At 59.0% G+C, this 22291-nt stretch carries 19 protein-coding genes and 1 pseudogene; 14 read left to right on the forward strand and 6 right to left on the reverse strand.

What is annotated here, in order from left to right:
• The first annotated feature begins 6 nt into the window (after positions 1-6).
• A complete protein-coding gene (locus P3T40_RS14505; protein ID WP_429268402.1) occupies positions 7-1125 on the forward strand; it encodes a TniQ family protein in 1119 nt (372 codons plus the stop codon).
• Between the two features lie 248 nt (positions 1126-1373).
• Here P3T40_RS14505 and P3T40_RS14510 read toward each other — a convergent pair whose 3' ends face one another.
• Complete coding sequence (locus P3T40_RS14510; protein ID WP_429268403.1) at positions 1374-1922, reverse strand: carboxymuconolactone decarboxylase family protein; 549 nt, start codon at positions 1920-1922, stop codon at positions 1374-1376.
• Between the two features lie 117 nt (positions 1923-2039).
• Between P3T40_RS14510 and P3T40_RS14515 the strand changes: the two genes are divergently transcribed.
• Positions 2040-2939 (forward strand): LysR family transcriptional regulator, encoded by a 900-nt coding sequence (locus P3T40_RS14515; protein WP_429268404.1) that lies wholly within the window; start codon positions 2040-2042, stop codon positions 2937-2939.
• A 36-nt stretch (positions 2940-2975) separates the two neighbouring features.
• On the opposite strand, the gene P3T40_RS14520 is transcribed toward P3T40_RS14515, so the two are convergent.
• The 4 genes from P3T40_RS14520 to P3T40_RS14535 all read right to left on the reverse strand — a co-directional run bounded on the left by P3T40_RS14520 (position 2976) and on the right by P3T40_RS14535 (position 10100).
• Positions 2976-4400: an efflux transporter outer membrane subunit gene (locus tag P3T40_RS14520; protein WP_429268405.1), complete on the reverse strand. Its 1425-nt coding sequence runs from the start codon at positions 4398-4400 to the stop codon at positions 2976-2978.
• A complete protein-coding gene (locus P3T40_RS14525) occupies positions 4393-5574 on the reverse strand; it encodes an efflux RND transporter periplasmic adaptor subunit (protein WP_429268406.1) in 1182 nt (393 codons plus the stop codon). Before P3T40_RS14525 ends, P3T40_RS14520 begins: the two co-directional genes overlap by 8 nt.
• Positions 5564-8755 carry an efflux RND transporter permease subunit gene (locus P3T40_RS14530; RefSeq protein WP_429268407.1) on the reverse strand — a complete coding sequence of 1064 codons (3192 nt, stop codon included), beginning with the start codon at positions 8753-8755 and terminating at the stop codon, positions 5564-5566. Before P3T40_RS14530 ends, P3T40_RS14525 begins: the two co-directional genes overlap by 11 nt.
• A gap of 76 nt (positions 8756-8831) precedes the next feature.
• Positions 8832-10100 carry an MFS transporter gene (locus P3T40_RS14535; protein ID WP_429268408.1) on the reverse strand — a complete coding sequence of 423 codons (1269 nt, stop codon included), beginning with the start codon at positions 10098-10100 and terminating at the stop codon, positions 8832-8834.
• A gap of 144 nt (positions 10101-10244) precedes the next feature.
• Here P3T40_RS14535 and P3T40_RS14540 point away from each other — a divergent pair, with 144 nt between their 5' ends.
• The 6 genes and pseudogenes from P3T40_RS14540 (at position 10245) to P3T40_RS14565 (ending at position 16785) form a co-directional block, all read left to right on the forward strand.
• Positions 10245-11165 (forward strand): LysR family transcriptional regulator, encoded by a 921-nt coding sequence (locus P3T40_RS14540; RefSeq protein ID WP_429268409.1) that lies wholly within the window; start codon positions 10245-10247, stop codon positions 11163-11165.
• 61 nt (positions 11166-11226) lie between these two features.
• Positions 11227-11301 (forward strand): annotated as a pseudogene (locus P3T40_RS14545) (IS6 family transposase); the annotation flags it as partial.
• A 90-nt stretch (positions 11302-11391) separates the two neighbouring features.
• Entirely contained in the window at positions 11392-12513 is a 1122-nt protein-coding gene (locus tag P3T40_RS14550; RefSeq protein WP_429268410.1) for a branched-chain amino acid ABC transporter substrate-binding protein, read from the forward strand.
• Positions 12514-12549: 36 nt separating this feature from the next.
• Positions 12550-13557, forward strand: coding sequence for a trans-3-hydroxy-L-proline dehydratase (gene lhpH, locus P3T40_RS14555; RefSeq protein ID WP_429268411.1), 1008 nt, complete (start codon positions 12550-12552; stop codon positions 13555-13557).
• A 91-nt stretch (positions 13558-13648) separates the two neighbouring features.
• Positions 13649-14572: a LysR substrate-binding domain-containing protein gene (locus tag P3T40_RS14560; protein WP_429268412.1), complete on the forward strand. Its 924-nt coding sequence runs from the start codon at positions 13649-13651 to the stop codon at positions 14570-14572.
• Between the two features lie 137 nt (positions 14573-14709).
• Positions 14710-16785 carry a DUF4387 family protein gene (locus P3T40_RS14565; RefSeq protein ID WP_429268413.1) on the forward strand — a complete coding sequence of 692 codons (2076 nt, stop codon included), beginning with the start codon at positions 14710-14712 and terminating at the stop codon, positions 16783-16785.
• Between the two features lie 70 nt (positions 16786-16855).
• Here the strand turns inward: P3T40_RS14565 and P3T40_RS14570 are convergent, their stop codons facing one another.
• Entirely contained in the window at positions 16856-17065 is a 210-nt protein-coding gene (locus tag P3T40_RS14570) for a hypothetical protein (protein WP_429268414.1), read from the reverse strand.
• A gap of 289 nt (positions 17066-17354) precedes the next feature.
• Between P3T40_RS14570 and P3T40_RS14575 the strand changes: the two genes are divergently transcribed.
• The 6 genes from P3T40_RS14575 to P3T40_RS14600 all read left to right on the forward strand — a co-directional run bounded on the left by P3T40_RS14575 (position 17355) and on the right by P3T40_RS14600 (position 22287).
• Positions 17355-17498, forward strand: a complete 144-nt coding sequence (locus tag P3T40_RS14575) for a hypothetical protein (protein WP_429268415.1) — start codon at positions 17355-17357, stop codon at positions 17496-17498.
• 88 nt (positions 17499-17586) lie between these two features.
• A complete protein-coding gene (locus P3T40_RS14580) occupies positions 17587-18693 on the forward strand; it encodes an aKG-HExxH-type peptide beta-hydroxylase (protein ID WP_429268416.1) in 1107 nt (368 codons plus the stop codon).
• Complete coding sequence (locus tag P3T40_RS14585; protein ID WP_429268417.1) at positions 18686-19387, forward strand: methyltransferase domain-containing protein; 702 nt, start codon at positions 18686-18688, stop codon at positions 19385-19387. Before P3T40_RS14580 ends, P3T40_RS14585 begins: the two co-directional genes overlap by 8 nt.
• A 48-nt stretch (positions 19388-19435) precedes the next feature.
• The gene (locus P3T40_RS14590) at positions 19436-20731 is read left to right on the forward strand and encodes an ATP-grasp domain-containing protein (RefSeq protein WP_429268418.1); all 1296 of its coding nucleotides are present in this window, start codon (positions 19436-19438) and stop codon (positions 20729-20731) included.
• Between the two features lie 45 nt (positions 20732-20776).
• The gene (locus P3T40_RS14595; protein WP_429268419.1) at positions 20777-21910 is read left to right on the forward strand and encodes a saccharopine dehydrogenase; all 1134 of its coding nucleotides are present in this window, start codon (positions 20777-20779) and stop codon (positions 21908-21910) included.
• Between the two features lie 116 nt (positions 21911-22026).
• Complete coding sequence (locus P3T40_RS14600; protein ID WP_429268420.1) at positions 22027-22287, forward strand: GlsB/YeaQ/YmgE family stress response membrane protein; 261 nt, start codon at positions 22027-22029, stop codon at positions 22285-22287.
• Positions 22288-22291: the final 4 nt, after the last annotated feature.

Here is a 22291-nt window from a genome sequence, read left to right on the forward strand (position 1 = left end):
GAAATCATGAGTCTCTTCACCTGTCCGTCCCGGGGTGATGTGACCATTACGTCCTGGTTGCCGGGCGAGACGCTCTTCAGTCTCGCGAGCCGGCACCATCTCGTGTCGTGCAACTATCATGCCTCTGATACGTGTCACCAGCTTTTCGGACATGGACGTTTGCGGTCTTGCCATGACTTTCCGTCAGGCATTGACTTCTTCGTAGCAAGCACTCGCGGCAGGTTTGGCAGAGCCGAGGAGGTGATTTTCGAGCGCACGCCATTGCCGTTCTATCTACCCTTCAACACGAAGGAACAAGCTGTCCGGGCGATTCGTTCCATGCGAGGGGATCGTATAGGATCTTTGAGATATGGATTGGGAATGCTTTTAAATCATTTCCAAGGCCGCCACGCGCTGAAAGCGTGCGAACTGTGCATGAAGGAAGACATCGAGCGATTTTGTGTCGCGTACTGGCACCGTATCCATCAAATTCCAGGAGTTTGGCGCTGTCCGCTCCATCAACGCATGCTTATGGTATTGTCCGGGACCGACAAATCGGCGAGTCACTACAGCTGGTGCCTTCCACGGAGGGACGAACTCATCGCTCTCGCGTCGCCTTCGTCGAGTTCCGAAGATGCTGATCGCATTGGATTCCTCGGACAACTCGCATCTGCTGCAGTAGCCCTTACCGCGCTGGCGTCAGATGTCTCTCTCGACAGCGAGCGGCTTGCGCGAGTCTATTCGGCCAGGCTTGTATCTGTGGGGTTAAGTGAAACGAATGGCAAGCTACGATTGCCGGACTGCATTGCATCGGTTTTGAAAAGTTCGACTCCACTTCGCGCAATTCCGGAACTGTCAGCGCTGCCCGCGACCGGGGACGAAGCACGCGCGTATGTCTCGCGGTTATGTTCAAGGCGCGTCGTGCGAATGCATGCATTGCAACACCTATTCACGATCGTCTGGCTATTTGGCATCTGGGACGCTTTCTGGGCCGCGTACGAAACAGACTCTGGCGACCTTGTCGGCAAACCCGGTACAAATCTAGCCGATACGTCCTGTCTCGATCAGGGCGCGGCTTATCGCCATGAGCTTGCCAAGGTTATGGCGGAGGAGGCTCAAGGGCTCGCGGATCCGCCGAGTGTTTGACGCTTTTTGTTTTTTATTCAGCAAACGAAGCGGGGCCAATTCGACGTTTTGACACTTTCGCGGCATTCTCAAAATTCAATGCTGGAAAGGGCACTACGCGACACCTTTTATTTCTGCCATCAGTCCGTGATCGTAAAAAATGTCGCTGAGCGGAAAGAAATGATAGACCGCACGCACGTGTTGCCGGTGAGCCGGCAGGCGAAGCTGCCTGGCATCAGCCGGTTGAGCGTCGACTCTGGCCTTGCGTGTTACACCTTCCTGGTGCGCACGACGGGGAAGTCGATCACAGTACCGGCGACCGCGTTGACGTAGTTCGTCCAGGTATTGAACGCGACGTTCATCACGATCTCAATCACAGCAGCTTCGCTATAGCCCGCAGCCTTGACCGCGCTGAGATCGGCGTCCGATACGCGACCACGCGCTTCGGCCACCTTCCTGGCAAACAGCACGGCGGCGGCGGCCGTCGGATCGTTCGAGCCACCGTTTCGGTTTGCGGTGATTTCGGTATCGTCGAGCTTCGCAACGTTCCTTGCGAAGTAAATGTGAGCGGACAAGCTGTAGTCGCAGCCATTGACTTCGGCAACGGCGAGCGCGATGCGCTCACGCGTCTGCGCCGATAGCTCGCCCTTGCCGAGCGCGTTCTTCAGGTTCAGACAGCCCTCGAGGGCCGCCGGGCTGTTGCCGACCATGCGGAACTGGTTGGGCACGGCACCCAGTTGCCTGTTGACAGTTTCGAGCAGGGGTTGGGATGCGGCCGGGGCTTCCGCGACGGTGGCTGGGGTAGCAATACGGGTCATGAGTCTCCCCTTGGAGATTGAGTTGCACTGGTGCAATTGAGGCACATACTATCTACTCCCGAATCGGGAGAGAATCCGTTAACATCGAAAATCCTTCCTCCTGTTATCGAGAGGATCATGGACCGTCTCGAAGCGATGTCCATCCTGGTCGCGGTCGTCGACGCAGGCAGTCTCTCGGCGGCGTCCCGGCAGCTCGCCGTCCCGCTGGCAACCGTCAGCCGCAAGGTCGGCGAGCTCGAAGCACACCTGAAGACTCGCCTGCTCCAACGCACCACGCGCCAACTTTCGCTGACCGAGGCGGGCGAATCCTATGTCGCATCCTGCCGGCGCCTCCTCGAGGAAGTCGAGGAGGTGGAGCGGGCGGCGACCGGCGAATACGCGGCCCCGAAAGGCTATCTGGTGGCCACGGCACCTGTGGTCCTCGGGCGGTTGCATATCGTCCCAGTCATGGCGTCCTTCCTTGAGCATTACCCGGACATCAACGCGCGCCTCTTTCTGATCGATCGCAACGTCCATTTTCTCGAGGAACATGTAGACGTCGCGGTACGCATCGGTGAGTTGCCGGACAGCGCACTCGTTGCCATACGCGTCGGCGAAACGCGTTCCATCGTGTGCGCAAGCCCCGCGTATCTGGCCGCTCACGGCACACCCGGAACGCCCGCTGAACTCGCAAACCATGCATGCATCAGCTTCAATGGACTCACCTCGTCGCGGGCGTGGACCTTCTCCGACGGGAAATCGGAACAGACCGTGCCGATCCACTCCCGGTTGGTGACGAACACCGCGGATTCGGCCATGGATGCCGCGACGCACGGCGCCGGGCTCACACGCCTTCTGTCTTATCACGTGGCCGACGCCTTACGCGAAGGCCGGTTGCAACTGGTACTGGAGCAATTCGAGTTGACGCCTTTACCGATCCATCTCGTCCATGCCGGGCAAGCGCCGCTGCCGCTCAAGTTGCGAGCCTTTCTCGACTTCATGTCACCACGCCTCAAGGCTCGCATCTCCACCGCTTGATCAGGATCGTTACGGATGCCTGATTTACCGCGTGTTTCAACGGCTTGCCAGGTCATCTTTAGTCCAGCCACCACCAACCGCGCGGATCAGGTCAACATTCGCATCCAGCTGCTGCGTTCGAAGCGCAATGACGCTGCGTTCCGATTCAAGCGCGGCGGACTGCGCCTCGACCACGTCCAGATAGCTGACCGCACCGCGCCGATAACGTGAGAGCGAAAGGTTGACCGACGTATCCGCTGCAGTTGCTGCGTCTTGCTGCTGATTCGTTGCGGTACGCAGATCGTCGAGCAAGGTGAGGTCGTCTTCCACCTGCCTGAATGAGGCCAGTACCACGCTTCGGTAGCGGTCACCTTCCTCTGAGGTTGCCGCCTTCGCGGAGTTGAGCTGCGCCCGCCGCTTACCGCCGTCCAGCAGGTACACCCCAAGCGTTGGCCCGATCGTCCAGAAGGAACTGGGTGCGCTGAGCAGATCCGCGAGGACCGAGCTTTGGGCGCCGCCCGCCGCACTGAGCGTCAGTGACGGGAAGTACGCGGCACGTGCAACGCCGATTCGCTTGTTTGCCTCCGCTACGCGGCGCTCGGCTGCGGCGATATCCGGCCGCCGTTGCAGCAACGCCGATGGCACACCAACGGGGATGACGGGCAATGGGATGGGCTGGGTACTCGCCGCAATCCGGAAGTCCGATGGCGACGCGCCAACCAGCACAGCTATCGCGTGTTCCAGTAGTGCCCGCCTGGCTCTGACCTGGGTGAGGTCGGACTCGGCCGCCGACAACTGGGTAGTGGCACGCGCCACGTCAAGACCTGACACGATTCCCGCGGCATGCCGGCTGCTAGTCAGATCGAGCGCCTTCTGATATGCCTCGTTAGTGCCCTCGATAAGCTGGATTTGCTGATCGAGGCCGCGCAGATCGATGTAGCTTCGCGCCAGCTCGATTTCGAGGCTCAACTGCGTCGACGCCAGATCGGCTTTCGATGCCTCGCCCTCGTCCTTGCTTGCAGCAACCGAATCGCGCACGCGTCCCCAAAGGTCGACTTCGTAGTCAACCTGGACGCCCAGCGTGGCCGAGTTGTAGTCGGTCGGCCCAGTGGGGCTGCGCAACGGCCTCGTGTCCGACTCGCGGTCACGCTGGATATTGCCGGAGGTGGATACCTGGGGATACAGCTCCGATTTGACCTGTTTGATGTACTCGTCAGCCTGCACATAGTGAAAATACGCGGCGCGCAGGTCAGGGTTAGTCGCAATCAGGCGTTGCTCGAGGTCGTCGAGCTCGGGCTCCTGGTAGAGCTTCCACCATCCGGCGCGGTCAAGCTGGTCAGCCGGACTGGCCGCGGTCCACAGTCCCTGGGACTGATACTGCGCAGCGACCGGTACATCCGGCACCTGGTAGTGCGGTGCGAGCGAGCACGCGGCCAGCACCACCGCGCTCGCGATTGAGGTCAACGTCCGATACTTAGCCATGATTTGCCACCTTCCTGGCGCCTGGGCCGCTCACCTGAACCCGGTCGCCGTCGACAAGACCATCGGGCGGCGTGTCGATCACACGGTCACTGTCGGCGAGTCCCGAGCCGATATCTACAGCGTTGCCGAGGTCCTGCAGGATCGCCACGGACCTGAATCTGACGGTGTCCTGATCATCGACGGTCGCGAGTCGCAGCCCCTTGTTGTCGAAGATCAGCGCGCTCGCCGGCACGCGCAACGCGCCGGCACGTGCGGGCAGGGCAAAGTGCAGATTCACGAAGTCGCCCGGCAACAGGAGATGACCGGGATTGTCGACCAGCAACTGGACCAGCGTCGTTCCTGACGCCGCGTTGACCGAATCGGCCAGACCGACAACCGTGGCCGTAAAGCTCTTGCCGGCATACTCGGGGACGGTGAAGGTAGCGGTCCCACCGGGTTTGATCACAGGTGCATATTCTTGCGGCACGTGCACGTAGAGACGCAGCTTATCCACGCTCGATACCGAAAAGAGCTGCGGCCCGGTACCGCCGCCGGCATTGATCAATGCGCCGACGTCGGTGTCGCGCGAGGTGATCACACCATCGAACGGTGCGACGATCCTGGCGAACGTCTTGGTCGCGACCAGCCTGTCGAGGTTTGCCTGAGCCGCCTCGACCTGGGCCTGCTTCGCCACATAGCCTTGGGTGCGGTCATCGACCTCCTGACGTGACACGGAATCGGAGGCGAGAAGGCTCTGCCAGCGATCGGCAGTCGTCTTGGCGAGAGCAGCATCGGCTTTCGCGCTTGCCAGGTCGGCCTTCGCCTGATTCAACTGCTGGTCGAGTTCAGGTGTGTCGATCACGGCGAGCTCTTCACCGGCCTTCACCTGGCTGCCGATATCGACACGCCATGATTTCAGGTAGCCGCTGACACGCGCATAGATGGGCGCGCTCGTGAAGGCCTCTAGCCTGCCAGGCAGGTCCAGCGAGGCGCCCGGTGCTTCCTTGATTGGCACAACGACATTCACGGACGGTATAGCCTGAGTTTCAGTCCAGGCTACGAGCTGATGCTCATGTTTGACGCGAAGTGTGATGCCACCAACGACGATGATGACGGCGAGCGCACCACCAACAATTCCTGCAAACGAAAGCTGGCGTTGCGGCAGCGCCTCACGGGGGGTAGGTTCAAATGACATGGATGGAATCTCCGGAAATCGGCGCGGGCGAAGTACGGCCACGACGCGAATGGAACATGCAAAAGACGGCCGGCACGAGGAACAGCGTGGCGGTGGTCGCGAACAGCAATCCGCCAATCACCGCGCGGCCCAGCGGCGCGTTCTGCTCGCCGCCCTCGCCGAGGGCGAGCGCCATCGGCGCCATGCCGATGATCATTGACATTGCCGTCATCAGGACCGGACGAAACCGGGTCGATCCGGCTTCCAGCGCTGCCTTGAACGCGTCGCCGTGTTCGGCCAGACGTTCGCGGCAGAAGCTCACCACCAGAATGGCGTTGGCAGTGGCCACGCCCATACACATGATGGCGCCCGTCAGGGCCGGGACCGACAGCGTGGTGTCCGTCGCGAATAGCATCCACACGATGCCGGCCAGCGCACCGGGCAACGCAGAGACAATCACCAGCGGATCGGTCCACGACTGGAAATTGATCACGATCAGCAGGTAGATCAGCACGATCGCGCCGAGCAGCCCGAAGATCAGGCCACTGAAGGCGTTGTTCATGGTTTGCACCTGGCCGAGCAGGACAACCTTCGCACCCTTCGGCACACCCTTGGCATTCGCGGAAACGATGCGCCGGATGTCAGCGGAAACCCCGCCGAGGTCGCGCCCCTGCGTTGTTGCGAAGATCTCCACCATGGGCTGGACGTTGTAGTCGCTGACGACTTCGTTGGCGGCGGTGCGATGGATACTGGCCACGCCAGCGAGGATCTGTCCATCGTTTGCCGCTGAGCTGCCGGTCAGGGGCAGATTCATCAGGGACGGCAGCGAATCGAGCGCGTATTGCGGCGTCTGCACGACAATCGGATATTCCACGCCATTGGCCGGGTTGAGCCAGTACGTCGGGGCGATCTGACCGGATCCCGCCAGGTGCACGACGAGGCTGTTGGTGACATCGCGTTCGGTGACGCCCTGAAGCTGCGCATGGGCACGGTCGACGTCGACGTTGAACTGGGGACTCGCCTGCGATTGCTCGATGCGGGCGTCGACCACGCCGGGAATGTGCTTGATCTGACGCAGCATCAGGTTTGCGTAGGCAAAGTCGGCCGGCAGATTCCTGCCGCGAATCTGCAGGTCAATCGGGGCGGGCGAGCCGAAGTTCAGGATCTGACCGACGATGTCCGCAGGCGGGAACGAGAACGTGACGCCAGGAAACTCGCGCGGCAACTCTTCGCGTAACTTGCGAACATACCCAGCCGTCGGGTGATGACCTTCGTTTAGCGCGATCTGTATGTCCCCGTCTTGCGGGCCAATCGTTCCGGTGTTGTTGTAGGCAGTGTTGATGGAGCTGGTTGAAAGTCCCATGTTGTCGACAACGGTGCCGAGCTCGAATGGCGGAATCGTCGCCCGCACGCGGTCTTCCACTTGCGCGAAGATCTCAGCCGTTGTTTCAATACGCGTACCGACCGGCGCACGCACGTGCAACAGGATCTGGCCGGCGTCGACATCCGGGAAGAAATTACGCCCGAGAAACGGCACCAGCGCGAACGAGAGCACCACGAAGCCGAAGAACCCGATGACAAAACCACGGCGATGCTTCAACAGCAGTTCGAGCATTCCGCTGTAGTTCGAACGAATTCGCTCGAAACCGTGCTCGAAGCCGCGCTGAAAGCGAACCAGTGGGTTGGAAGAACGGCCGTGTGCCTGTTCCTCGCCTTGTGCGTGGGGCTTGAGCAGGTATTTCGCCATCGTGGGCACGAGGGTCCGCGACAGGATGAACGACGAGATCATTGCGAAGATCACCGCTTCCGCCATCGGTACGAACAGGAATCCCGCCACGCCACCGAGGAAAAACATCGGCACAAACACGATGCAGATGCAAAGCAGTGAAACGAACGCCGGCGTAACGATCTGCGCGGCGCCATCGAGAATGGCAGGCTCGACCTCCTTGCCTTGCTCCAGGTGCCAGTTGATGTTCTCGATGGTCACGGTGGCATCGTCGACGAGAATCCCCACCGCGAGCGCGAGCCCCCCGAGCGTCATGATGTTCAGCGTCTCTCCCAGCGCGGTCAGGATTGAAATCGACCCAAGAATGGCGAGCGGAATGGACGTTGCGATGATGACGGTTGAGCGCCAGCTACCCAGAAACAGCAGGATCATGACGCTCGTGAGCAGGGCGGCGATCACGCCCTCGCGGGCGACGCCGGTAATGGCCGAGCGAACGAATAGCGATTGGTCGCCAATCGGATCGATCTTGAGGTTATCCGGCAAAGAGGCTTTTGCCTCGGCCGCCTTTTCCCGAATTCCGGAGATGATGGACAATGTGGAGGCCGAGCCGTTCTTGAATACGGTAAGTAGTACCGAGCGTTTTCCGCCTACGTGAACAATGTTTGGTTGTGGCGGAGCCCCGTCGGTCACATCGGCGACGTCGCGCATATACACGGTGGTGCCGTTGGCCGATTTGACGGGCAAGCCGCCAATCGCGGCAATCGTCGTGGGGGCGTCATTCAGCTGCACCGTGTACTCGTAGTTGCCGATCTTTTCGGTGCCTACCGGTGTGATGAGGTTCTGTGCCGCTAACGCGTTTTCAACGTCCTCGGCAGACAGTCCACGAGCTTGCAGTTCAGACGGTTTGACGTTGATCTGAACCTGCCGCGTCTTGCCGCCGAACGGAAACGGGATCGCCGCGCCGTTCACCGACGTCAACATCGGCCGCAACTGGTTCAGGCCCAGATCCGCCAGATTTTGCTCGGAGAGGCCCTTTCCAGACAGGGCGAGCTGGATGACAGGAACCGTCGAAGCGTTGTAATTGAGGACGAACGGCGGCGTCTCGCCAGGCGGCAATTGCTTCAGGATTTCCTGCGAGATCGACGTGGCCTGCGCATTCGCCGTCGCGATGTTGGTGTCCGGCTGGAAGAAAATCTTGACGACACCGTAGCCGTTAAGCGAGGTGCCTTCAATGTGTTCGACGCCGTTGACCGTCGTGGTTAATACCCGCTGGAACGGCGCCATAATGCGCCCCTCCATCTGGTCCGGGGAGAGTCCCGTGTACTGCCACACGACACTGACGACCGGGATATTGATCGCGGGAAAGATATCCGTAGGAGCACGAAGCGCGGATAGACAGCCGACGATCAGAATAAAGATGGCCATTACAACGAATGTATAAGGCCTTTTTAGCGCAATGCGCACGATGCCAATCATATAAGTCCCACTATTCAAAGCCGGCGGCAACCCAACCCACAGCGCCCTCCGGCTACCAGATTCCCTATGGCTTACCTCAATCTGGGTTCGAAGAGATCCGGCCCGCCTTGATCGGCGCGTCGGGATGCGGAGTGTGCGATGCCGCGGTCTTGCCGGGAGCGGCGATCCAGTGGATTGCCGCAGCGACCAGCCCGAGCGCGATACCAAACGCGACGATGCCTGTCCAGCCGAAGCGGCTCATCAGCCAGCCACTGACCACCGTGCCGACGGCGCCGCCGAAGAACGTAGCGGTCATATAGAGGCTATTGATACGGCCTTGTGCTTTCGGATCGACTGCGAAGGCCCGCGTCTGGTTGGATACGAGGCCAGCCTGCACGCCGATATCGAGCACGATCACGCCGATCACCAGCAACGCCAGCGACGAGTTCGCGCCGGAGAGAAGCAGGTACGCAAGCGTCACGGTGCCGATACTGAGCCCCACGACATGGCGGGCTCCGCGACGGTCGGAGATATGGCCGCCGAGTGAAGCGGCAAACGCGCCGGCCGCGCCGATGATGCCGAAGCCGCCCGCCCACGCGCTGCCGAGGTGCCAGGGTCCGGTGGTCAGCAGCGCCGCCAGATTGACCCAAAAGGCGTTGAAACAGGCCCACAACAGCGCTTGCACCATCATCGATTCACGAATCGGACGATGGTCCCGCGCCAGTGGCCAGAGCGAAGCGAGGAGGCGTCCGTAGGAAAGATTCGTGGAGGGCACACCCCGCGGCAGGAGCGTTGCGGCGGCGATAAAGACCGGCACCATGAACGCCGCTTCCAGCCCGTAGACCGCGCGCCAGCCATATGTAGCGCCGACCACGCCGGCGACCGTGCGTCCGAGCAGAATGCCGACCATGATGCCGCTGACGACCGTGCCGACCGAACGCCCTCGCTGGTGCGGATGCGACATGACGGCTGCAAAAGGCACGAGCTGCTGGGGTACGCAACTGACGATACCAAGACCAAAGGAAGCCGCGATCAGCGTCCAGATGCTCGGCGAGACCGCCGCCGCGATGCCAAAAACGAACGCGAGTGCGATCTGACCGAGCACCAGTTTGCGCCGGTCGAAACGGTCGCCAAGCGGCAACAGCAATGCAAGCCCGGTCGAGAAGCCGAGCAGCGCCGCAGCCGCGACGAGATCGACCGTCGTCAGGTCGACCCCGAAGCCCGCTTTGATCAGCGGCAGGATCGGCTGGGTGCAATAGATGTTGGTGATCACCGCGCCGGCGATGATCGCCATCATGACGATCTTGGCGCGCGATGCTACAGCGGGCGTAGGTGGACTAACGGGTGTGGTGGACTGGCCGCTCACGGCGTTCTCCTTCGGTGTTCGATCTGTGGGCTGTCTGCGGCGCCATGCCGCAATTCAGGATTCAGGAGCGAACGTTACGCGCTTGCATTTCCAAAGAGAATCCCTCACGATCAAGAATCATCCTTCCAATATTTGATAGGCTCCATGAATCGTCTTGAATCCATGTCCATCCTCGTCGCCGTCGTTGACTCGGGCAGTCTGTCGGCGGCCGCGCGGCGCCTCGACATGCCGCTGGCGACGGTCAGTCGCAAGGTTGGGGAACTGGAATCTCATCTGAAGACGCGTCTGCTTCACCGCACCACACGCCAACTTTCGTTGACGGAAGCGGGGAGCTCATACGTGGCGGCCTGCCGGCGCATCCTCGAAGAAATTGGCGAGGCGGAGCGCGCCGCGACGGGGGAATACGCCGCGCCTAGAGGCGAGCTGGTGGTCACCGCGCCCGTCGTGTTCGGCCGCTTGCACGTCGTGCCGGTGGTTGCGGATTTTCTCGCGCACTATCCGGAGATCGACGTGAACCTCGTGTTGACGGACCGCGTCGTGCACCTGATGGACGAGCACGCCGACGTCGCGCTCCGGATTGGTGAATTGCCCGATAGCTCGCTGATGGCGACGCGAGTCGGAACGGTCCGCCGGGTCATATGTGCCAGTCCCGCCTATCTGGAAAAGCATGGCGTACCGGCCGGCCCACACGATCTGTCCGGGCATCAGTGCATTACTTTCGAAGTTCTTGCGTCCATGCGCGCCTGGGTTTTCGGGTCCGGCAAGTCAGAGTTGTCGGTGCCCGTTCATTCGCGGCTTGCCGTGAATACGGCGGAGGCAGCGATCGAAGCCGCGATTCTCGGAGTCGGACTGACACGTGTGCTGTCCTACCAGGTGGCAGACGCGATACGTGACAACGCACTTTGCGTCGTGCTCAACGCTTTTGAGTCAGCGCCGTTGCCCGTCAATCTCGTGCACAAAGGACAAGCGCCACTGCCGTTGAAGTTGCGTGCTTTCCTCGATTTCGTGACGCCGCGGCTACGCACGCGCACATCGCGCGAGCTTACCGATATCACGACGGCTTGATTGCAGGAGGGCGAAATTAGCATGGGCTATGATGTTGGGGACAACCTGAAGGCCTGAGAGTTTGACGAAATTGCCGAATCCAGCCGTCGCACGCGTGCTCAAACCCCTGCACTATCCGCTTGATGTCACGTTGATGTACGCCTACGGTTCCTTGGCCGAGTGTTAGATTGTGTGTGCCCCGGATTTCCAATAATCTGGGTTCTCTTTTGTCCAACTGGAGTCAGGAATGCGCCGCTTCGCAACGATATTGGCCACCTTGCTGGCCGCTGGTTTTACCTTGTCCGCAAGTGCCCAGGTCGTGGTCACTATCGGTCATTCGGCACCTCTCACGGGACCTCAGGCACCAAATGGCAAAGACAACGAGAACGGGGCGCGCCTCGCCGTTGATGAACTGAACAAGGACGGCGTCACAGTTGCGGGACAGAAGGCCACCTTCAAACTGGACTCGGAAGACGACCAGGCGGACCCGAAAATTGGTGTGCAGGTCGCACAGAAGCTCGTTGACAGCGGCGTCGTCGCCGTCGTCGGACCATACAACTCAGGTGTGGCCATTCCCGCATCGCGAGTCTTCAATGCTGGCGGTGTGCCGATGTTGCCGGTCGCTTCTAACCCGGCTCTGACGAAGCAAGGCTTCAAGAACATTTTCCGTATTGGCGCGAGCGACGAACAACTCGGCGGCACGATGGGACAGTTTGCTGCGAAGACGTTGAAGGCCAAAACTGCAGCGGTCATTGATGACCGCACCGCTTACGGTCAGGGCGTCGCGGAACAGTTCATCAAGACGGCGAAGGCCAACGGTATCCAGATTGTCGACCAGGAGTTCACCAACTCGACAGCCACCGACTTTCTTGGGATCTTGACTACCATCAAGGCCAAGAACCCGGACGTGATTTTCTTTGGTGGCTATGCAGCGCAGGGGGCCCCGATGGCAAAGCAGATGCGCCAACGTGGACTGCGTGCGAAGCTGCTCGGCGGCGATGGTATTTGCTCTGCTGATATGGGCAAAGTCGCGGGCGATGCCGCGTCTATCGTCTACTGTGCCCAAGGCGGTGTCGCACTTGAGAAGACCGCGGCAGGTCGCGAGTTCCTGCAGAAATACAAGGCTGCCTATAACATTGATACGCAGGTCTACGCCGTCAGCTACTACGACGGGGTGAAGTTGCTCGCTGACGCTATGGTGAAGGCAGGGACGACGACCGACAAGGCTAAGCTGACCGCTCAGCTTGCGAAGGAAAACTACAAGGGCGTTGCCGGGACGTACTCGTTCGACGAGTATGGCGACCTCAAGGGCGCGCCTACAACTGTGTACATCATCAAAAATGGTTTACCGGTTCCGTACGGCGAATAGCGGTAACACAACACTCACCGGCTTCATGAAGCAAACATGAAAATCACTCGCACCATCTCGACCGTTGAAGTTCACACTGGTGGTGAAGCATTCCGCATCGTTACCAGTGGTCTGCCGCGCCTTCCTGGCGATACCATCGTCAAGCGGCGGGCGTGGCTGAAGGAAAACGCCGACGACATTCGCCGTGCCCTGATGTTCGAACCTCGCGGCCACGCGGACATGTACGGCGGTTATCTGACCGAACCCGTCAGTCCAAACGCTGATTTCGGCATCATCTTCCTTCACAACGAAGGTTACAGCGACCACTGCGGGCATGGTGTCATTGCGCTGTCGACGGCAGCGGTCGAGCTGGGCTGGGTGCAACGTCAGATACCCGAAACACGTATTGGCATTGATGCACCGTGTGGGTTCATTGAAGCGTTTGTGCAATGGGATGGTGAGCATGCGGGAAATGTTCGCTTCGTCAACGTGCCGTCCTTTATCTGGAAAGAGGACGTCACGGTCGAGACGCCGTCGTTCGGTCCGGTGACTGGTGACATTGCGTTTGGCGGAGCGTTCTATTTTTACGCCGATGGACAACCGCACGGACTCGAAGTGCGTGAGGCATCGGTGGAAGAGCTCATCCGTTTCGGTGCCGAAGTGAAAGCGGCCGCCAACAAGGCGTTTCCGGTTGAACACCCTGAGATTCCTGAAATCAACCACATATACGGAACAATCATCGCCAACGCCCCGCGGCACGCCGGTTCCACGCAGGCCAACTGTTGCGTCTTCGCGGACCGCGAGGTCGACCGGTCCCCGACGGGCTCAGGCACAGGTGGTCGGGTTGCACAGCTGTATCTGCGCGGGAAACTGGGAAAGGACGAGACGCTCGTCAACGAGTCCATCATCGGCACCGTGTTCAAGGGACGAGTACTGAGCGAAACGACCGTGGGTGACTTCAAGGCTGTCATCCCTGAGGTCGAGGGGAACGCTTTCGTCTGCGGCTTCGCCACCTGGTTAGTGGATGAGCGGGACCCGCTGACATATGGGTTCCTCGTTCGATAGGGCCTTCAATAGCGCGCGGATTGTGCCTGAGCCGGCGACGCTGTAGACTCGTTGAGCGCCCGTCGTTCCGGCTCCTGCGAGGTACCGCTATATGACGAAACTCCGGCAGTTGCGTTACTTCGTGACAATCGTCGACGCTGGCAGCTTCTCGCGCGCGGCACAGGTTGCCCATGTGGCCCAGCCTGCGTTGAGCCAGCAGATCGCCGATCTCGAAGATCAGCTCGGCGTCACGCTACTGCAACGGAGCGCGCGCGGCGTGAACGCCACGGCTGCAGGCGTGCGGCTTTACGTTGAGGCGAGTGCGATTCTGCGGCGCGTCGAACGCTTGCCCGATGTCGTACGCGGACAAGGCGAAGAAGTGGCGGGTAGCGTTTCCGTCGGCATGGCTTTTCCCCTGGCGTCGCAGCTCGCGGGGCCGATCATGGCGGCATGCCGCACTGCGCTGCCAAAAGTGCGCCTGCAGCTTTCGTCCGCGGGTAGCATTCAATTGGCCGGACGCATTCGCGAACATGCCCTCGACCTGGCTGTGCTCTTCGAAGGCGAGCCCTATGCCGGTTGTGTCCGTGTGCCGCTATTCGAGCGACGGCTCTTTCTTTTGCGGCGTGCAAACGGGTCGGTTAGGCCTGGATCGATCAAATTTCAGGACCTCGCAGACCTTCCACTCGTGCTGCCGCATCAGCCGAATATCGTGCGACTTGTACTCGACCGACTGTTCGCAGAGGCTGGAATTGAGCCGCATGTCGCTGCCGAAGCCGACGTGAGTACCGACATGCTCGCCGCCGTGCAGGCTGGTGTCGGGGATACCATCCTGCCGATTGGCGGCACGGACGATCTGCCCGGTACTATTTGTGCGCAAGCCATCGAACCCGCAGTTTTTCTGACAGCCAGCATCGTTTCGTCTGCGGAGACGCCGCTCGCTGCCGCCGGGGAGGCGGTGCGCGATTTCATTGCTGGCTTTGTGAAACAGCATGTGTCTGAGCGCCCGATACCTGGCGACGCATCGGAAGAGGAATGACCCGTCGCAAGCTATAGTTACCGCTTATACCCGCATCGCAAGACAGTATTTTTCCCATTCTGAAAAAGCGTGCAGACTTTGCCCGCGGCATCCTGAAGACGGCATGTCGTCGTCCGATGCCTGGCGGGAGAGTTGGCATGGCGAGATTGATCTATCGCGTGGTCTCCACGTGTGGCGCATTGGGCTACGGATTCCCGCGGGAATCGCTGCAAAAGGCGCTGGTTGGCCGTATCGACGCTGTGATCTCAGATGCCGGTTCGATGAGCGCGGGCCCGTATTACCTTGGCAGTGGCGGCCAATACTTCGAGCGTGATGCCGTCAAGAGCGATTTTCGCAAGATGGTCGAGGCGGCAGAAGGTATCGAGGCGCCGGTGATTCTCGGTAGCTGTGGGATGGCTGGCGGCGATCGCAATCTCGACTGGATGCTCGAGGTCGCGAGAGAGGTATTCGAAGAACTCGACGTGCACGATACGAAGGTGGCCGTGATCCGATCAGAACTCGATCCGGCTATCGTGATCGACGAACTGCGCGCCGGCGCATTGCACCCACTCGGCGCGGGACCGTTACTCGATGAAGTGTCGCTGCGCGAAAGTACGATCGTCGGCCAGATGGGCATTCATCCGCTACTTGCTGCGCTGCATAGCGGCGCGAAGTATGTCTTCGCGGGCCGTTCTTGTGACGTGGCGCTATTCGCAGCCGACATGATCCGACGCGGCATCGCGCCGGGGCTTGCGTATCACGTTGCACACGTGCTCGAGTGCGGCGCGCTCGCCTGCGATCCCGGGGCGCTATCTGATTGTCTCGTGGCGGAGATTTATGACGACGGCAGCGCGGTTTTTATCGCACCCGACGAGAACCGCCGCTGCACGCCGTATTCCATCGCCGCGCATTCGCTCTATGGGCAAGCTCATCCGCAGTTGCAGTTCTATCCTGAAGGCGTGCTCGCGATGGCCAAAACGGAGTTCTTTGCCGTCGACACGCGCACCGCAGGCATTCGCAAGAGTCGCTTTTACCGCACCGGCAGGCCGTGGCCGTTGAGCATCAAACTCGAGGGCGCGCGATGCGTCGGTTTGCGTAGGATCTCGCTGGTCCAACTGGATCCCAGGGATCTGCGCGCGATACCCGACGATATTCTCGTCTACGGGCGCAATGGCGTGCAGGAGAGGCACCTCGTATCGTCAGAACGGGAACTTGGGATCATTGTTCGAACGCGTGCGCCCACGGCCGCCGCGGCTGACAAGCTCGCAAGCCTGCTGACGCATTACCTGAACCACTATGACTACCCGGGGCGCGAATCGACAGCCGGTAATATCGCCTATCCGCTGTCGCCGAATCTGGTGAGTATTCGCTATGCCGATGGTGCTTACGGCGCAATCGTGCCGAGCGGGACGCGCGATCCCGTGTTTCTTGCACAGTACGCGTCGATCCGGCAGGGCGTCGTCGATCTCGTGCGGCGCGAGTTTCCCGAGGCACTCTCCGAGGCCGAATACGCGTTCATCGAGGCGGATACTGAGCGTCCAGTTGCATTGCTTCGCACCGTGGACCGCGACGCGGATGCGCTTGCGAGGCGGCATCGCGCGGAAATCGAACGTGTTGCCTCCGTCGCGTCGGTAGGCCAAGGATCGCTGCTGGATGTCAATGCGGCCGATGCTTATGAATGGACGCTTTATCACCTTCTTCAAAACGAGGAAGTCATTCGCGACCGGCTGTTTCCGATCCATTACTACCATGCAAGCGGCCGCGAATGGAGCAGGGCGGGCGACGCGCGGGCGGACTATTTCGACGTGGGTGAACCGGTCGGCGCACAGAATCTCGACGACAGGACGCTCTCCGTGATCGAGGACGTGCCACCACACGGCACACCATCTGGAAGCCAGCGTCTGCGCGACATGGCCCGCGTGATCCGAAGCAAGGACGCAGGGATCAACCGGCTGACATTCGACGTGCTGTTCGTATCGAAGGATGCGTATGAAGCGGCCCTGCGCTCGAACTTCTTCTGCGCGCGCAATGTGGCCGACGAGCTCGGGTTCGAGCTGGCCTCCGTGGTGGGCGCGTATTTCGTCGACAACTGCAACGCGATCAAGATCACCGTGGAAAGGCCGATCATTTCGGCGTCGCTGGATGAACGCGATGTATTCGGTGCACAACAGCATTCCATGCTGGAGCGGATGGTTGTTCCGATGTATTCCGACGGCCTGCCGAGTGCGGAATGACACGACGGAGTATCGACATGTCAAAGGCTTACACCGTAGTCGACTATCTCGGCGTGTAATCGCGTCTTCGTCAGGACCGCGACCGGCTGGTGCGTGTCAGCTGATAGCCGGCAATCAGACCCATGTCGTATGCGCTTTCCAGCGCGCGGGCGATATCGATCGGTCGCACCGTAACGCGTAGATCAGGCATCTCGGGATTCAAAAAGAACGTATCGACATCGAAGCAGTCCGTCGCAATCTCGCTCAAGGTGTTCAGACGTTCGTCGGTTAGCGCACTCATGGTTCTCTCCTCTCTGGCTTTTCGCACATCGAGATGCCGCGCTATTGGCGCGGATATCGATCGTACTTCGGGCCGAAAATTTACTGATGCTTGCTTCGGAACAGAGAGTAGGCGGGAAAAGTTAGCCCAGACTTAAGCGTTCAGCATTCCATCATGCAGCCGGACGACGCACCACCTAATTTTCCCCTAAGAGACGCATCGGATACTCAATCCCAGAAGCACGCTTTCGATCCAAAAGAGAATGCGTTGTTTCTAATTCCTAACTGTCTATTAGCAACAGGAGTCAATCATGTCTACTTCCACCAAGCCGGATACCTCCACGACCCAAAGCATCAACGCCCTCATTGGCAAGCACAAAGAAGGCTTCAAGGTGCCCGATGGCATCGTCGTCGACGGCGCGGATCTCGTGCCGACCGTTCAGTACCTGCTGTAACGGCAAGCGGGGAGGCGCGGAATGGCTTTTCGTGTCTTCGAGGTAATAGACGCGTCTCCCCTCTCCAGTCGTAGAACTGTCGATCGCTATGAAAACCATTGCTGAAACGTTGCACGAACATTCCGAGTGGCGAGAGCTGGCCCTTCCGCGCGCGGGAGTGAGCAAAGCACTGCGAACGGAATTGCAGACACGCCTGAAGGATTCGCTTTTCAAGGTGTTGCAAGAAATTGCGCGTGTCATTCCGGAACCGTTCACGCAAGAACGCGTCATGATCGCGGCACTTGATCCGTCCCGGAGATATGCCCCGAATCTGTACTTCGCGTATTTCAGCGTGCTGGAAAGCATGGCTCGTTCAGACTCGATGGCTGTCGTGCAGCGTTGCGCTGCATTGCGTGAGTGTCTGTACGCACCCTATTGCGACGAGTTTGAAATTCGTCAGGGTGTCGATGACATCACCCTCTCTTTCACTCGAGCGCGTGACACCGCTGCTCAGTCCGATGCAAGTCGTCCTGACTTCTCTACGGGCACGATGGAGCGCCAGGAGCAGGCGGCCGACGAGTGCATCGCGGTCCATCCATCCGTTGCGCATACAGCAAGACGCCACTGTGCCGCAACGAAAACCTTCATTGCGGCCCGCGATCCCGATCTCGCAGACGAACTCGACAGCATAATGTCGGTTGTCCAGTTGATGCCTGCTTCGTTTACGGCAGAAGCCGCATCGAGCTTGTCAAGTTTCGGGATGATCGTCGTTCGACCACTGGAAAATGTCAGCGAGCGACAGCAGCAATTTTTCTATTTCGACCGGCTGGTACATGAGGCGTCGCATCTTTACTTGAATCTGTTGATGACGTTTGATCCGCTGGTGACGAATGGCTCCACGCTGGCACCGTCGCCAGCGCGACAAACCTTGCGACCGCTCAAAGGCGTTCTGCACGCGCATTTTGTGTTCTTTCGCCTGCTGCATGCTTACCGAAGTGCATCGGATATGGCAGGCAACGCGGACGAGCCGGACCTGTCGGCCGAGGCTGCGGCGCATCTGCCCATTGGCGCGCTGCCGCTCTCCTTCCGTATGCGACAAGCCGTCTACGCCGCAAGGTTCATGCAGGGCGACGCGATTCTTCGATCGCATGCCCAATTCACCGAGCGTGGCCGCATGATCCTTGATTCAATGAGGGAGGCCGTTCGTCATGTCTGATTCACATTTAAGTGCAGGCGACCGGCGATTGGTAGATCGCTTGTCACGAATGGAGCCACTTCCCGCATCTGTGCTGGAGATGGGGTGTGGTGAAGGGCACAAACTGGTGGCGCTCAAACGCAGCCATAACGTCGACGCATATGGTGTCGATAGCCATGAGCCTTCGGTGTCTTCGCTAAACAAAGCGGGAATAGGGGCGATGGTTGGCGACATGCGAAATCTGCCATTCGACGATCATCACTTTGATTGGGTGCTGATTGCCAATTCGCTTCATCACATTCCAAATCCACAGGATGCCTTACGAGAAGGTGCACGAGTGGCGCGTCACGGAGTCGTGATCTGTGAGCCGTGGTGCGATCAGACCATAGAGTCACAGCGGACCACTTATGCGCTCTGCCAGTGGTCGAATGCGTTGGTGCAGAGCCTCGGATACTTTCACCGCGAAGGTCTTTCTGCCGGCGAAATTCTCGATCTGGTTGACTTCGAAGCGGCGTCCGCCGAAGTTTTTTACGAGCTGGGAATTGCGCGATGGGACGTCAACGAATGGCTGAAACACTTCAGCCCTTACATGGATCAGTTAGCAGAGACGCACTTTCTTCGATGGCGTCTCAAGCATCTCCTCGGGACCTTGCCAACCGATACCGCGACCGAACCGGGTCAGGTCGTGGTTGTCATCCGGAAGTGCGCGGCTTGAGCGCAAAACCCTTACTGCATTCCAACCAGATTCTGGTGGGTACGTAACATGAAACAGCAAAGACAAGCAGTGGTTATCGTTGGCGCAGATTCCAACGGTTATTATATCGCCCCGACCCTGCAGGGGCGTGGCTACCAATGCGTTCACGTCGATGTAGGCAACCTGTCTCGCACAAAACCCGGCACGTCCACCTGCTTTAAGACGGAGTTCAGGATTCCTTCCGATGACGACTGGGCCATCGCCGATCTCGTCATCAATTTGAACCGATACAGTGTGAAAGCGGTGCTCGCGGTAGGTGATACGGGCGTCGTGGCTGCGAACAAGATAGCGCAATATTTCAACGTGCCGAGAAATCCAGCGGGAAGCTGGAGAATTCATCGACACAAGTACCACATGATCGAAGCCCTCAGACACGAGGGCGTTCCCTGCTCCGAACAATTCGTGTCCAACAGGATAGATAAAATCGTCTCGTGGTATCGCAGCAGTGAGTTTGCACGCGTAGTGATGAAGCCAAGCCTTGGCGGCTATTCTGACGGTGTGGGAGTCTGCGGGAACGAGAAAGAAATTGTTGGTATCTTCGAAAAGAATATCAACAAGATCAACTGTACGGGGCAAACGAACGACGAATACGTGATCCAGGAATTTCTTGAGGGGCAACACTATGTTGTCAACACGGTCTCAGTAGAGGGAAGGCATTTCGTGACCGACGTCTGGCATGAGGTGAACCACGACGAAGATACCTTCCTGATTGACGAGTATGCGGATTCGGTGAGTCGCGCGTCACCGGAATTTGCCACGGTATCGAACTACATTGAGAAAGTGCTCGACGCGTTGCAGATACGGAACGGTCCAGCCCATTCCGAAGTGATGTTGACCCCTCGTGGCCCGCGTCTGATCGAAACGCATGCGAGGCTGGCCGGTGGCATCGACTTCGCGGTGGTCGAAGAGTGCAACGGATACAGTCAAGTCTCTGTTCTTGCAGACAGTGTGATTGCCCCCCAGCTTTTCGCAAGCCGGACAGCACTCTACTCAGCCGCTCCCTCCAGATTTGCGCGTTTCGTCTACATGTCCGCTGACGTCACCGGTTCGATCAAATCGGATATCGATGTGGATGGATTCTTCGAAATTCCGAGTTTGATGAGTATCAAACTGACTATCCAGGCTGGCGGAAAACTCGAGAGGACTAAGCATTCGCTTGGTCACCCAGGGTATGCAATGTTCCTGGCAGAAAGTCGCGAGGAGCTTTGCCGGGACTATTTCAGGTTCCGCGAGTTTGAAAGACGCTTCTTTGCGGACCTGACTGAAGAGCCTGTCCGGGAAGAATCCACGATGTCAGGACGTTAGGCATGCTGATCGAGGAAGGTCATCGTTACTCTCTGGAGCGCAGATATGGAAACCCTGTGGCTACGTGCTGAAACCAAGTTGAACGAACGGCGAACTCCATTGATCCCGGTTCACGCAGGGATACTCGTCAGAAATGGCTACCGTGTGTGCGTAGAGGCGTCGGAGGACCGCATTTTCAGCGACTCGGCATATCGCGAGCAAGGCTGCATTCTGGTCGAGAAGGGAAGCTGGAGATTCGCCAATCGCGACACTCTGATTCTGGGGCTAAAGGAGCTTCCGGACGGATCCTTTCCGCTGCGACACCGGCACTTCTACTTCGCGCATGCCTACGAGGGCCAAGGGGGTTCGGTCGAACTGCTCGAACGATTCGAGAGAGGTGGCGGCTTTCTTTATGACCTTGAACAGATCAAGGATTCGTCCGGCGCACAGCTAGTTACCGGCGGCGCCGGATACCTGGCCGGAATGTGTGCCGCGACGGCATGTCTGGACATCTGGAAGCAGAGACATTGTGAACGCACCGGGTTATATCGCGTTCCGAATCAGTTTGCCAGTTGTGCGGAACTCAGCGCATATGCGAGATCACTTCTCGCTGCGCATATTCCGATCCCCAGGATCCTGGTCATTGGTCATCGGGGAAAGTCGGGCAGCGGGGTGACACATCTGCTCGATGAACTCGGGCTGGGATACGATCGATCACTGAAGATTACCCGCGAAAAGATCGGTCGAAGAGAACTGCTGCACGGGTACGACATCGTGTTTAATTGCATTAAGCTAACGAAGGATACGCCGATATTTCTATCGAAGGACATGATCGATGCGCGAACTCGAATCAAGCTGATTGGAGATGTGAGTTGCGAGGCTACGCATCCGGGCAATCCGATCCCGATTTATTCGGCGCCGACTGACTTTGAGAAACCGGTGTTTCGAACGCCAGATGGCATCGACATCATGGCGATAGATAACATCACGGCGATGTTGCCGGTGGAGTGCAGTCAAATTCTCAGTGAGCAGATTTTTCCGTATCTTTGTTATTTTCTCCTCGCTGGAGGCGTGCATGATGCGTCGCCGTTTGAGCGGGTTGTCGATTCGTTCAATCTGGCATGCCGTGCGGCGCCGGGAAGTGGTCAGTCACGTCGTGGACTTCAGGGTCTGCGCAAGAACGCACCCGGCTCGCTATGAGGCAAGCCGTCCTGGCGTCCAAACTGACGTAATTCTGAGCTAATTCCACGCCTTCACAATAGACATGCATGACGGCCGTTGCGCGCGTCGCGGATTTACTTAAACGAGGACAACGAATGAGTGATACTTCCCACAGTCTCATTATCTGGATATTGGCCGGCGCGATTGCCGGCGGAATTGCCAGCTTTGCTTGGCGAGGAAGACCCTATGGCATCCTCAAGGACATCTTTCTGGGCATTCTAGGCGCTTGTATGGCGTCTGGAATCGCGCATGGGTTAGATCTTACGATTCCGAACAGTATTTTCCTCGATATCGTGGTGTCTACTGCAGGTGCATTAGTCGTATTAGTCGTGATCCGCTTGTACAGATCAAATTGAAGGG

The sequence above is a fragment of the Paraburkholderia sp. EB58 genome (assembly GCF_050436665.1).
Lineage (GTDB): Bacteria > Pseudomonadota > Gammaproteobacteria > Burkholderiales > Burkholderiaceae > Paraburkholderia.

What these genes read in the sequence shown, in the direction of transcription:
- P3T40_RS14505 (WP_429268402.1), top strand. Translation starts at nt 7, where the DNA reads ATGAGTCTCTTCACCTGTCCGTCCCGGGGTGATGTGACCATTACGTCC.
- P3T40_RS14510 (WP_429268403.1), bottom strand. Translation starts at nt 1,922, where the DNA reads ATGACCCGTATTGCTACCCCAGCCACCGTCGCGGAAGCCCCGGCCGCA.
- P3T40_RS14515 (WP_429268404.1), top strand. Translation starts at nt 2,040, where the DNA reads ATGGACCGTCTCGAAGCGATGTCCATCCTGGTCGCGGTCGTCGACGCA.
- P3T40_RS14520 (WP_429268405.1), bottom strand. Translation starts at nt 4,400, where the DNA reads ATGGCTAAGTATCGGACGTTGACCTCAATCGCGAGCGCGGTGGTGCTG.
- P3T40_RS14525 (WP_429268406.1), bottom strand. Translation starts at nt 5,574, where the DNA reads ATGTCATTTGAACCTACCCCCCGTGAGGCGCTGCCGCAACGCCAGCTT.
- P3T40_RS14530 (WP_429268407.1), bottom strand. Translation starts at nt 8,755, where the DNA reads ATGATTGGCATCGTGCGCATTGCGCTAAAAAGGCCTTATACATTCGTT.
- P3T40_RS14540 (WP_429268409.1), top strand. Translation starts at nt 10,245, where the DNA reads ATGAATCGTCTTGAATCCATGTCCATCCTCGTCGCCGTCGTTGACTCG.
- P3T40_RS14550 (WP_429268410.1), top strand. Translation starts at nt 11,392, where the DNA reads ATGCGCCGCTTCGCAACGATATTGGCCACCTTGCTGGCCGCTGGTTTT.
- lhpH (WP_429268411.1), top strand. Translation starts at nt 12,550, where the DNA reads ATGAAAATCACTCGCACCATCTCGACCGTTGAAGTTCACACTGGTGGT.
- P3T40_RS14560 (WP_429268412.1), top strand. Translation starts at nt 13,649, where the DNA reads ATGACGAAACTCCGGCAGTTGCGTTACTTCGTGACAATCGTCGACGCT.
- P3T40_RS14565 (WP_429268413.1), top strand. Translation starts at nt 14,710, where the DNA reads ATGGCGAGATTGATCTATCGCGTGGTCTCCACGTGTGGCGCATTGGGC.
- P3T40_RS14570 (WP_429268414.1), bottom strand. Translation starts at nt 17,065, where the DNA reads ATGAGTGCGCTAACCGACGAACGTCTGAACACCTTGAGCGAGATTGCG.
- P3T40_RS14575 (WP_429268415.1), top strand. Translation starts at nt 17,355, where the DNA reads ATGTCTACTTCCACCAAGCCGGATACCTCCACGACCCAAAGCATCAAC.
- P3T40_RS14580 (WP_429268416.1), top strand. Translation starts at nt 17,587, where the DNA reads ATGAAAACCATTGCTGAAACGTTGCACGAACATTCCGAGTGGCGAGAG.
- P3T40_RS14585 (WP_429268417.1), top strand. Translation starts at nt 18,686, where the DNA reads ATGTCTGATTCACATTTAAGTGCAGGCGACCGGCGATTGGTAGATCGC.
- P3T40_RS14590 (WP_429268418.1), top strand. Translation starts at nt 19,436, where the DNA reads ATGAAACAGCAAAGACAAGCAGTGGTTATCGTTGGCGCAGATTCCAAC.
- P3T40_RS14595 (WP_429268419.1), top strand. Translation starts at nt 20,777, where the DNA reads ATGGAAACCCTGTGGCTACGTGCTGAAACCAAGTTGAACGAACGGCGA.
- P3T40_RS14600 (WP_429268420.1), top strand. Translation starts at nt 22,027, where the DNA reads ATGAGTGATACTTCCCACAGTCTCATTATCTGGATATTGGCCGGCGCG.